Raw genomic sequence first — 11395 nt, forward strand, 5'->3', positions numbered from 1 at the left:
GCGGCAGCGCGTTCAGGACGGTGTTTCCAATTGCTGGTCAAGGTCGACCGGCCCCAGAACCGCATCATCAGGGATGCCTTCAAACGCGGTGACTGCACCGCCATAGCGCCCAGCAAACTTCGCGGCTTCCTCCGGCGAGGCAAAAGGCACCACTTCCGGCGCCCCCATGCCGCCCGCCACGTTGGATCCCACCACAAAATGCGCCCCCTCCGCGGCAATCCAATTCTTGCTGCCGGGATCTGCCCAACTGGCCGCCGCACCCATGTCGCTGACATAAATCGCAGTGATCTCCGCATCCCGCTCCGGACTTTTCACATAAGCTGCCAAGTCCCGCACCTGGGCAAAGAACAAGGGCGCCGGGAAGCCCTCCAGATGGATCTGCCCCTTGGGGCCGCCGTGCTCTGCCACATTCATCTGGCAAAAGTAGCTCAGCGCAACCTCGGTCAGCTCCACCGGCAAAGGCGGCGCCTTGGCTTCCTCCTCCTGACAGGCAGCAACGGCAAAGACGGCGGCGAGTATCAGGCGTTTCATGGCTCCACCTTCCGGAAAGCGGCACAGGCCAGCAGGAAACCCAGAACAGGCCACAGCAAGAGCGACACCGGCGCAGCCCAGGCAGGCAAGGCGCTGGCAGCCCCCGCCATGCCGCTGGACAAGGCCACGCTTTCCGAGGCTGCCACATTCCAAAGGCGGAACGCATCCGCCGGATTGGCGACCATCACCCAGGGGAAAATCTTCTGGGTAAAGACGCCGCCGCTGTCCATCACCACGGCACCCAGCAGGCCAAGGTCATAGAGCACCACAAACACCAGCCACACGCCCGCCGACAGCCCCGCCGCAGCGGTGGCGCCGCTGGATAGTGCCGACAGCGCATAGCCCAGCACCAGAAACACCGCTCCTAAAAGGATCGAGGTTAGCACCAGCCGCCCCAGCGCCATCAGGCTTTCAGCCCCGGCACCGCCGAACCAGGCGGCGACGGCCCCCGCCGCGCCAAAACCGATGCACATGGCCACCGCCAGGGCCGCCAGATGTGCCATCAGTTTACCCAAGAGGATCTCCGCCCGCCCCGCCGGATAGGCCAGCAGCAGCGCAAGACTGCCGCGGTCCCTGTCCCCTGCAACCGCATCGAACCCCATCATCAGCGCCAGCAGCGGCGCGAGGTAGACCGACAGAGTGGTCATCGAAGCCACGGAGACCGTCAGCATATCCACCCCCAGCGTTCCCGTCGGCGCCGATCCGGCAAAGGACAGTGCCAGCGCAAAGGCCAGCATGATCAGCGTCGCCATGAACAGCCAGCGGTTGCGGCGCAGGATCAGCATCTCGGCACGGGCAATGGCAAAGGCACGTCTCATTTGCGGTCCTCCCCGGAGTAATGGCGATAGAGGTCTTCCAGACGCGGCGGCACCATGTCGATGTCAGCCACCGCCTCGCCCATGGCGGCGATCTTGCGCAATTCCGCCATCTTGTCCTGCGGGCGGCACAGGATCTCGACCGAGGCGCCGTTGATCCGCCGCCCGCCGGTCTCCACCGCAATCCGGTCCGCCTCTGCGCCGTTCGCCTGCACCCTCAGCTTGACCGGCAGCCCGGCCTGCGCCGACAGCCCCGCCAGCGTGTCATCGGCCACCTTCACCCCCTTGCGCAGGATGGCGATGCGGTCAGTACGTGCCTCCACCTCGGTCAGCGCGTGGGAGGCGATCAGAACCGCCGCACCCTGCTCTGCCAGCTCATTGATGATGGCGTAAAGATCCTGGCGCGAGATCGGGTCCAATCCGCTGGTGGGTTCATCCAGCAGCGCCAGTTTAGGGCGCCCCAGCAGCACTTGTGCCAGACCCAGCCGCTGCCGCATGCCCTTGGAATAGGCGCCGATGCGGCGATGCATCGCCTCACCCAGGCCGACCCGCTCCAAGAGGCCGCCGATGTCCGCTCGCTCCCCGGCCAGCCGGGCAAACAGCGACAGCTGCTCATGCCCGGTCAGCGCCGGGTGGAAACTGACCGCCTCAGGCAGGAATGCGGTGGCGGCCCGCGCCACGGCACTGCCGGGCGCTGCGCCGCAAATGCGGATGCTGCCGCCCTCATGCCGGATCAGGCCCAGCACCGCCTTGATCATCGTCGACTTGCCCGCGCCGTTGTGGCCCAGCAGCGCCAGCCGTTCGCCCGGCGCAATGTCCAGGTCGATGCCGTGCAGCACCTGCGTCTTGCCGCGGAACTTGTCCAGCGCGCGGATCTGCAATGGAGAGTTATCCATCCTGTTCAACCTTTCTGGCGGCCCCGGGCCGCTCTGGCCGCATCAGCGGGTGGCTGTCGATCACCCCGCCGGGCAGCAGCGCCGGGAACGCCGATTGCGACCAGCGCACCAGTTGCACCGCCGGCGATCCCATCAGCAGTTTTGCTGCCGGCTGGGTCCACAGCACATGGTCCATGCTGTCGTTGGGGCGGTAGGGCGCATCGGCGATCCCATCTCCGTCCACGTCAAAACCTGCGAAATCGGACCAGTAATTGCCCTGGCCCTCCTCGCTCCATTCCACCCATTTGGTGGAGACGAATTTCACCTGATGCCGGTTGCCGACAAAGGCATTCCCGACCATCCGGTTGCCGTCGCTGCCTGCGGTGAAGTGAATGCCGATACCGCAGCCCTCGAACCAGTTGCCCGAGAAATCATTCTTGTGCGCGTTATAGAGGAAGGTGCATTTGTCCTTGGCGCCCTTCACATAGTTGCCTCGCACCTCGCCCTGGTTGGCATAGTTCAGCATCACCCCATGATCGCGGTCATTCAGCGAAACGTTCCCGGTCACCTTGACCCGTTTGGAGAACATCACCGCATAGCCCAGGTGATTGCCGATCGAGACATTGCCCGAAACCTCGGAATTGTCGGCATACATGTAGTGAACTGCGAACCGCAGGTCGCGGAACGTATTGTTCGTAAACGCATTCTTCTTGGAGCTGTTCACAAAAATCCCGTCGCGGCCAAAGCGGATCTGATTGCCATCCACCACCGCGCCCGGTGCATTCCAGACGTAAACCCCGTTGCCGCGGGCGTTCATATGCCGGTCCTGGCGGCCCTCAATCCGGTTGCCCTGCACCAGGCTGTCCCTGGCGCCGTGAACATCCACGCCGTAAAGGTTGCCTAGCAGCACATTGTTCAAGATCTGCGGCGCCTTTGCCGTCTTGGTCAGCTTGATGCCGCTGTCGATCTCCTGGTGCGAGGAACCGGAGCCGACCACGGTCAGCCCCCGCACCGTCACGCCCGGCCCGGTCACGGTGATCACCGACCCCTTGCCCTGCCCGTCCAGCGTGGCGTGGCCTTGCCCGTCCAGGGTGACAGGCCGGTCCAGCACCAATGTTTCGGCATAATCGCCAGGGGCCAGGCGGAGGGTGTCGCCATCCGCCGCCTGCGCCAGTGTTTCAGCGATGGCCCCTGCCCGGTTGGGCACGTCCCAAGTGGCCGCCCAGGCGGGTGCCAGACAGGTCAAAGCCGCAACCAAGGATATGGGCAGGAGCCGTTTCATGGGTTACGCGCTCCGAGGCTCAACCAGCATCCGGCCGCGCATCTCCATGTGCAGCGCGTGGCAGAACCACTGGCAGTAGTACCAATGCACGCCCGGACGCTCGGCAATGAAGGTGACAGAGGCAGTGGCCATCGGCCCCACTTCCATCGCGATGCCGAAGTTCGACAGGCAGAAGCCGTGGGTCAGGTCGTCGATATCATCCAGGTTGGTGACATAGACGGTGACCTCATCGCCCTGTTTGACGGTGAACTTCTCCAGGCTGAAGTTCGGCGCCTGGCTGGACATATAGACCCGCACCTTGTTGCCGTCGCGCACGATGGTGTCCTGCCAGTCGTCCAGGTCGACCCCATCGGCCTCGGCCTGGGCGCGTGCCTCGGCCCACATCGGGTCGTTGCGGTCCCAGATATTGACCGGGTTCACCTTGGAGCGGTGCACGATGATCGAGTCATGCGGTTCTGCAAAGGTCGGTCCATCATGCACCACCTTCATCTTGTCGCCGGAGATATCGATCAGCTGCTCGTTCTCGGGCTTCAGGGGGCCCACGTTCAGGAACCGGTCCTTGGAGAACTTGTTCATCGAGATCAGCCACTTGCCGTCCGCTTCAGAGGTTTCCCCCATCGAGGTGGAGTTGTGGCCCGGCTGATATTGCACATCCAGCTTGTCGAGGATCGGGTCCACATCGGCACCAGCATAGGCCTCAATCGCCTTGGCGATGTCCCATTTCACCACCTGGCTGTCGAGGAACAGCGTGGTATAGGCATAGCCGCGGTTGTCAAAGGCGGTGTGGAGCGGGCCAAGGCCCAGCTGCGGTTCCGCCACGATGGCCGAACGCGGATCGGCATCCGCATCAAACAGCGCGTCCAGCTTCTCGACGTCGATGACTGAGACGGTCGGCGACAGCTTGCCGTTGACGCAGACGTGTTTTTTATCCGGCGCGGTGTTGATGCCGTGCGGCGAGTTCGGGATCGGGATGTAGCGGGTCAGCTTGCCCGGCGCGTCCTTGCGGCCGTCCACCACCTTGGCGCCGTTCAGCTCCTGGTACTCGCCGGCCTCAATGGCGGCTTCAATGGCTGCAATGTTGAAGACAACGACATGGTCCAGCTCGTTCTCGGTCATCTCGGCCAGGGTCATGCCCATTTCCGAGTTGTAGGAGGTCGAATAGGCGTATTTGCCCTGATAGTCGCAGTCGGTGTTGTCCAGGTTGCCCGAGACGATCACCTGCCAGGCGACTTCCATAGTGTCGCCGTCGATGGCGGAGAAGATGTTCACGTATTGCGACGGATCATCCAGGACCTGGCCGTCGTTGATCAGCGGCGCCTCGTGCTCACCATTGGCAAAGACATAGCCGGTGCGCGGGAATTTCTGCGGGCGCAGGCCGTGGATGTCCTTGGCATTGGGGATCTCGATGATCTTGTCGCATTTCATCACGTCGCAGCGCACCCGGGCGACGCGGGTGTTGGCCTTGTCGTTCATAAAGATATAGCGGCCGTCATAGGTGCCGTCGGTGAACGACATATGCGGGTGGTGCAGGTCGCCGTTGTCATAGGTTTCCTTGCCGTTGGCAGCCAGGAATTCCTTGGTGTCCGGCAGCAGGCCCTCGGTCAGGATCTTTTTCGACTCATTGGTCTGGCCCCAGCCGGTTGCCGAGCAGCGGTTGAACACCGGGATCCGCATCAGCTCACGCATGGACGGAACACCCAGAATGCGCAGCTCGCCGGTCTGGCCCGAGGACCAGAAACCGTAGTATTCATCCAGCTCGCCCGGCGCCAGGTTGACGCCTTCCGCAGCCTGCGCAGGCCTGGCGCCCAGCAGCGCGGAACCCGCACCAGTGGCGGCCAGCACGGCACCGGAGGCGGTTGCCCCCAGCAGCCCGCGGCGGGTGACTGGCAGTTTGTTTTTCAGATCATCAGACATGGCGTCCTCCTTCAGGAAACTTTTGTCCTGTTCGCGTTGGGGTGGTTTGCCGGGGGCCGGCCCAGAGCGATGTCCGGCGCGGGGCTCCCGGTTTTGGCCCGGCGTTTCAGCTGTTTGATCACAACCGGGCATTTGGTTTCGGATTGGTACAGAACCTGGCAGTGCAGGCAGTTCACGCATTCGTTCGGGTTGATCTCACCGGTGGGGTGAATGGCCTGAACGGGGCACTCATTGGCACAGGTCTGGCAGGGGTGGCCGCATTCGTGGTAGCGCTTTAGCCAGTCGAACATCCGCACCCGTGCCGGGATCGCCAGCGCCGCGCCCAGCGGGCACAAATATCGGCAGTAGAAACGTTCGATGAACAACCCGGCCAACAGCAGAACCGCGGCAAAGATCACAAACGGCCAGTCGCGTACAAACTTCAGGATGATTGCAGTCTTGAACGGCTCCACCTCGGCATAGGTTTCCGCCAGCGGGATCGAGACCATCGACAATCCGAACAACCCGAGGAAAATCATGTATTTCGCTGGCCAAAGCCGCTCGTGCAGGCCCCAGGGCAGGGTGATCTGCGGCACCTTGAAGGCACGGGCGATCTTGTTGGTCAGCTCCTGCAGCGCACCAAACGGACACAACCAGCCGCAATAGGCACCGCGGCCCCAAAACAGCAGCGCCGCCGCCACCGCAAACCATTGGATAAACACCAGCGGGTCCAGCAGGAACGCATCCCAGGAGAAGCCGCTGCGCAGACTGCCAGCAAGCGCCATCAGGTTCACCACGCTCAGCTGCGCATTGGCGTACCAGCCCAGAAACACCAACGTCACGGTCAGATAACCGATGCGGAACCAATAGAAGGTGCGCGCGTTCACTGTCGCCTGGAACTGGAAGAAGAACACCCCCGTCAGCACCAGCAGCATCACGCCCAAAACGCCGATCTCAAAAGTGCGGTCTTTCCAGATCCGCTGCCACAGCGCCGCCTTGGCAGCCGCCTCATCCGTGGCATCCTCCACCACCTTGGGCGCAGGCGCAGCGGGCAGCAGATACTGCTCCGGCAGCGTGTAGCCCAGGTCAAAGGTCAGGAACGACCGCTCCAGCGCCCCCACGGCCCGCTGCACCAAGAGCTGTAGACGGAACGCCTCCGCCGGATCAAACTCCGCATCCGCCGGGATCTTGAACAGATCCATCTCGGTGAAGCTGGGGCTATCGTCCGTGGCCAGCGCGCCCAGCCGCTTGTGCTGCTTATCAAAGAACCGCACCGAGGCATCGCCCTGGATCAGCTGGATCCGGTCAAAGATTCCGCCGCGCACATAGCCAGAGCCCTTGAAGCTGTAGCTGCCGCGCCCCAGCACCAGGATGGCCTGCTCGCCCTCCTGCAGCCAGGTCTGCAGGTTCTTGTATTCCGCCTCGCCCAGAAGCGACTTGCCGATCGAGGGCACCGAGACCAGTGCCACATGCATGTCGATAAAGGTATCGCCGGGCTCACCCGCCTCAGGCCGCTTGATCGCGCGTTGGTCACCAGTGGCCTCGAAGGCTGCATTGATCTGCCCCACGTCCAGCGTCATCCGCCGCACCGAGCCGTCGCCTGCCAGCGTGGTCCAGTCCAGCACCTCCTCACGGGCCATGTCGACGTCCCGCTTCGGCCCGTCCGGCTGCACCGGTGACAAGCCGCCCAGACCCAGCGCCCGGGCCACCTTGATCCCTGCCCGCACCAGGCTGTCGTCGATCACCATGATGGTGACCGTCGCGCCCGAGATAATGTCGAGGTCATGCGCATCGCCGCCCGCCGCCGCCTCGGCCTTCAGGTCCAGCCCGGCATAGCCTTCGGTCAGCTTGACCATTTTCGAGTTGGGAATGCCAATCAGCACAATCGGCTCGGAGTGCTTGACCAGCTTCACGCCGGTCAGCACTGCCTCGGTATCAATCGCCGCCACCACATGGATCGGTTTGCCGCTGTATCCAGTGGTGCCGACGAAATCAGAGGTCAGGAATGCATAGGCGACGGTCTCGCCGCCTTTCAGCACTGGCGCCACCGGCACATCGCTGCGCACCGGGCCAAAACCCTCGGCGCCGGGCACCAGGTCGGCAGGGGTCAGCTCTGTCAGGAATGAGTTGAGGCTGTCGGCCTCAGCCGCCGCGGCAAAAAGGGCGGCAATAGTCATCACAAGGGCTGTCAGCCAGCCCCGGAAGGCGCGTGTCAGACCCATGGCGCCTCTCCTCTTTCTTGAGTGGCTGCCACGGACGCGCGCAAGGCGCGTTCGGATTCTATCTTTGCCGCCAGCGGAGGCCCGCGGCCGTCATGCCAGTATTGCGCCGGATTCGGCGGCACCGCGGTGCCGGCAGGCAGCAGCACGGCGCAATCCGCCGCCCGGCTGCTGCCGGAGGAAGGAAGGATTGCCGGCCCAGCCCCGTTTTCAGCCGCGCACAATGCGCAAGTGCTGCATTTGGGGCAATCCTGCCCGTCTTCGCTGTCCCCGGTGGCAACCTGGATTTCAACAGCACCGAATTCGCCGCAAATCTCGATCCATTCGCCGCCGACCGCCGCCTGCCCCGCACCGGGGAATGCCACCTGCAAGACCAGCATGAAGATTGCGCACAGCCCCGCCAGCCGCCGGAAAAGCCCGGCGCCGCAGACGGCAGGTATGAAAGGAGTGCGCGGCATCTGTTACAAGATTCTCTTGCTTCATTCGCCGCTGACACTACTGGGAACCGGCGTGCCGCAATTTGATATATGTCAGATGTTTTTGAAATTTCCGGCCCGTTTTCAATGGGCCAGACAGCTTCCGGACTGCCGCTTCAACCTCGCTCAAACCGCCGGAATACCAGGGCAATCACGCCTGCGATCACCATATAGACCAGCGCCAGCAGCAACAGCGGCTCGTAGACGATAAATGTATCCGCCCGCACCCGGGACGAGACCGCATAGATCTCCACCACCGTGATCGTCGCCACCAGCGGTGTCGCCTTCAGCTGCAAGATGGTTTCGCCGCCCAAGGTCGGCAGCACATTGCGCACCGCCTGCGGCAGCCAGATCCGGCGGAACATGGTGAAACGCGGCATGCCAAAGGACTTCGCCGCCTCCAGCTGGCCTTTGGCCACGCCGGAAAACGCCCCCCGCATCACCTCACCCTCATAGCCCGCATAGGACAGCGTAAGCGCCAGCACCGCATAGGGCCAGGCCTGGCGCAGGTATGGCCACAACTCGGACGAGCGGATCCAGGGGAACTGTGGAAACAGCGAACCCAGCCCGTAGTAGAGCAGCCAGATCTGCAACAGCAGCGGCGTGCCGCGGATGATGGTGCAAAAGGTGCGCGCAGGGATCGATAGATACCAGGGCCCCACCGCCTGCGCCAAACCCAGCGGCACCGCCAGCAGAAACCCAAGGAAGGTCGAGACCGCCAGGATCCACACCGTGGCCCACAGCCCCTCCAGCGCCAAGGGCGCGTATTTCGGGATCCAGTCCCAGCGCAGCGAGACTGCGCACCAGATCACAATGCCAGCAAAGACCAGCATCATCACAATGCGGTGCGGCTGCATGAGTTCTTTCACGGGGATCATGCCGTGCCCCCCTTCAGAGAGGGCTGGCCGCGGCGTGCCCATTTCTCGACCCGGGCAAAAACCGCGCCAGAGCACAGGGTCACCATCAGATACAGGAACCCGGCCGCCAGGAAGAAGGTGAAATAGGCCCGCGTGCTGCTTGCCGCCTGGCGGGTCTCGAGCGTCAGTTCATTGAAACCGACCACCGCCAACAGCGCCGTGTCCTTGGTGGCGATCAGCCACAGGTTCGCCAGACCCGGCACCGCAAAGCTCATCATCGCCGGGATCGTTACCCGCCGCATGATCATGAAGGCCGGCATACCATAGGATTTTGCCGCCTCGATCTGCCCCGCTGGCACCGCCTTGATGGCACCGCGCAGCACTTCGGTGGCATAGGCCCCCTGCACCACGCCCAAGACCCAAATGCCGGCCGCAACACCGTTGATTTCAACCCGGCCGCCGCCCATCGCGGCAGAGATCTTGTTGATGATATCGCTGCCCACGTAATAGAGGATCAGGATCAGCACCAGTTCCGGCACCGCCCGGATCACCGTGGTGTAGATGGCGAGAAGATCACGCGTGACCTTCCCGCCATACAGTTTGCCATAGGCCCCGAACAGCCCGATCACCAGCCCCAGCCCAAAGGCGCCAAAGGCAATTTGCAGCGAGTTGGCAAGCCCACGCAGCAGGTTGCCTCCCCAGCCCGACAGCGACAGCAGTTCTGCGCTGGCGCCGAGCCCCAGTAATTCAAGCAGTCCGGTCACGGCAGCACCTTAGTAGATGCTGGTGGTGAAGTATTTGGCGGTGATCTTCTCATGGGTGCCATCCGCCAGGATCGCCGCGATACCCTTGTTCAGCGCCTCGCGCAGCGTGTCGTCACCCTTGCGCACGCCGGCACCCACACCACGGCCCAGGATCGCCGGGTCGTCCGCAACTGCACCCTTGATCTCGCAGCAGCTGCCGGTGTCGGAATTCACGAAATCCGCCATCGCGATGCTGTCCGCCTGGGTGGCGTCAATGCGGCCCGCAAACAGATCCTGGTTGGCCTCATCCTGGGTCTGATAGACCTTCAGTTCAGCGCCGGTGAAATGCGCCTGCGCATAGGCCTGGTGGGTGGTCGAGGCCTGAATGCCAAGGATCTTGCCCGTCAGCGAGTCCGGCGTTGCCTCAATATCCATCGACTTGTCCGCCACGATCACCGCCGGGGTGTTGTAATAAGCGTCCGAGAAGTCGATGGTCTTCAGCCGCTCCTCGGTGATCGACATCGATGCCATGATGGCGTCGATCTGCTGGCCGGTCAGCGACGGAATAATGCCATCCCAGGCCACCGGCGTGATCACGCAGTCCAGCTCCGCCGCGGCGCAGACCGCATTGATCACTTCGATCTCCCAGCCGGCCCAGTTGCCCGAACTGTCGAGCGAGGAAAACGGCGGGTAGGGCTCGGCGGCGATGCCGATCTTGACCTGTTCCGCGGCAGCGGCGCCAGCAGTCAGGGCGGCAGCTGCGGTGGCCGCAGCAAGCAATGCTTTCAGTTTCATGTGGTTCTCTCCCTATTGATTTTATTGGGTTCTTGGTATGTCAGCCGACCGAGCTCAGAAATTGCTTCAGCCGTTCTGATTGCGGATTGCCAAAGACCTCGGCAGGCGGTCCCTGCTCTTCGATGCGGCCCTGGTAAAGGTAGACAACATGGTTCGCGACTTCGCGCGCGAACTTCATTTCGTGGGTGACCAGCAGCATGGTGCGCCCTTCGGCGGCCAGGTCACGGATCACCGTCAGCACCTCGCCCACCAGCTCCGGGTCCAGCGCCGAGGTCGGCTCATCAAACAGCATCGCCGACGGATCCACAGCCAAAGCGCGCGCAATCGCCGCCCGCTGCTGCTGGCCGCCGGACAGATAGGCCGGAAAGGTATCCTCCTTGCCGCCCAGCCCCACCCGGTTCAGCAGCTCATGGGCGCGTTCAACCGCCTGCGCTTTCGGTACCTTCAGCACATGCACCGGCACCTCGATCACATTCTCCAAAAGCGTCCGGTGGGTCCACAGGTTGAACTGCTGAAACACCATCGCCAGCTTGGTGCGGATACGTTCGATCTGCTTCTGATTGGCCGGGCTGCCGTCGCTCCGCATCGCCACGTCCTCGCCGCCGATCACAATCCTGCCCGAGCTTGGTGTTTCCAGAAAGTTGATGCAGCGCAGCATGGTCGACTTGCCCGACCCCGAGCCGCCGATGATCGCAACCACATCGCCCTGATGTGCGGTCAGGTCCACGCCTTTCAGCACCTCCAGATTGCCAAAGGACTTGTGCAAGCCCTCCACCCGGATCGCCTCCCGGCGCGCTTCCGGCTCCTGAACTGATGCGGCGGCTGCGGCTGTGTCCATTGTTGCGTCACCTCGAATTTTCCGATTGCAGTAAGCCGCGATCCCAGTAATTATGCAAGTGTATAATTTCT

The 11395-nt window shown here is 63.1% G+C and carries 11 protein-coding genes; all 11 read right to left on the reverse strand.

All coding sequences use genetic code 11. The features are described from left to right. Window positions 1-12: 12 nt before the first annotated feature. Window positions 13-531 (reverse strand): nitrous oxide reductase accessory protein NosL, encoded by a 519-nt coding sequence (locus ACXAEH_RS11190; RefSeq protein ID WP_475032813.1) that lies wholly within the window; start codon window positions 529-531, stop codon window positions 13-15. Further along, window positions 528-1349 (reverse strand): ABC transporter permease, encoded by an 822-nt coding sequence (locus tag ACXAEH_RS11195; protein ID WP_475032815.1) that lies wholly within the window; start codon window positions 1347-1349, stop codon window positions 528-530. Before ACXAEH_RS11195 ends, ACXAEH_RS11190 begins: the two co-directional genes overlap by 4 nt. Beyond that, window positions 1346-2242: an ABC transporter ATP-binding protein gene (locus ACXAEH_RS11200; RefSeq protein WP_475032817.1), complete on the reverse strand. Its 897-nt coding sequence runs from the start codon at window positions 2240-2242 to the stop codon at window positions 1346-1348. Before ACXAEH_RS11200 ends, ACXAEH_RS11195 begins: the two co-directional genes overlap by 4 nt. Continuing rightward, window positions 2235-3503 (reverse strand): nitrous oxide reductase family maturation protein NosD, encoded by a 1269-nt coding sequence (locus ACXAEH_RS11205; protein WP_475032819.1) that lies wholly within the window; start codon window positions 3501-3503, stop codon window positions 2235-2237. Before ACXAEH_RS11205 ends, ACXAEH_RS11200 begins: the two co-directional genes overlap by 8 nt. Before the next feature lie 3 nt (window positions 3504-3506). Continuing rightward, window positions 3507-5417: a TAT-dependent nitrous-oxide reductase gene (nosZ, locus tag ACXAEH_RS11210; RefSeq protein ID WP_475032821.1), complete on the reverse strand. Its 1911-nt coding sequence runs from the start codon at window positions 5415-5417 to the stop codon at window positions 3507-3509. An 11-nt stretch (window positions 5418-5428) separates the two neighbouring features. Then, window positions 5429-7618, reverse strand: a complete 2190-nt coding sequence (locus tag ACXAEH_RS11215; protein ID WP_475032822.1) for a 4Fe-4S binding protein — start codon at window positions 7616-7618, stop codon at window positions 5429-5431. Continuing rightward, on the reverse strand, window positions 7609-8073 hold the full coding sequence (locus ACXAEH_RS11220) for a hypothetical protein (RefSeq protein WP_475032825.1): 465 nt from the start codon (window positions 8071-8073) through the stop codon (window positions 7609-7611). Before ACXAEH_RS11220 ends, ACXAEH_RS11215 begins: the two co-directional genes overlap by 10 nt. A gap of 134 nt (window positions 8074-8207) precedes the next feature. Then, window positions 8208-8969: an ABC transporter permease gene (locus tag ACXAEH_RS11225; RefSeq protein ID WP_475032828.1), complete on the reverse strand. Its 762-nt coding sequence runs from the start codon at window positions 8967-8969 to the stop codon at window positions 8208-8210. Beyond that, window positions 8966-9712 carry an ABC transporter permease gene (locus ACXAEH_RS11230; RefSeq protein ID WP_475032831.1) on the reverse strand — a complete coding sequence of 249 codons (747 nt, stop codon included), beginning with the start codon at window positions 9710-9712 and terminating at the stop codon, window positions 8966-8968. The genes ACXAEH_RS11225 and ACXAEH_RS11230 overlap by 4 nt, the downstream gene beginning before the upstream one ends. A 9-nt stretch (window positions 9713-9721) precedes the next feature. Further along, window positions 9722-10486: a transporter substrate-binding domain-containing protein gene (locus ACXAEH_RS11235; protein ID WP_475032833.1), complete on the reverse strand. Its 765-nt coding sequence runs from the start codon at window positions 10484-10486 to the stop codon at window positions 9722-9724. A 40-nt stretch (window positions 10487-10526) separates the two neighbouring features. Further along, window positions 10527-11324, reverse strand: coding sequence for an ABC transporter ATP-binding protein (locus ACXAEH_RS11240; protein WP_475032834.1), 798 nt, complete (start codon window positions 11322-11324; stop codon window positions 10527-10529). Window positions 11325-11395: the final 71 nt, after the last annotated feature.

Source organism: Leisingera sp. ABM4_060 (genome assembly GCF_056158765.1).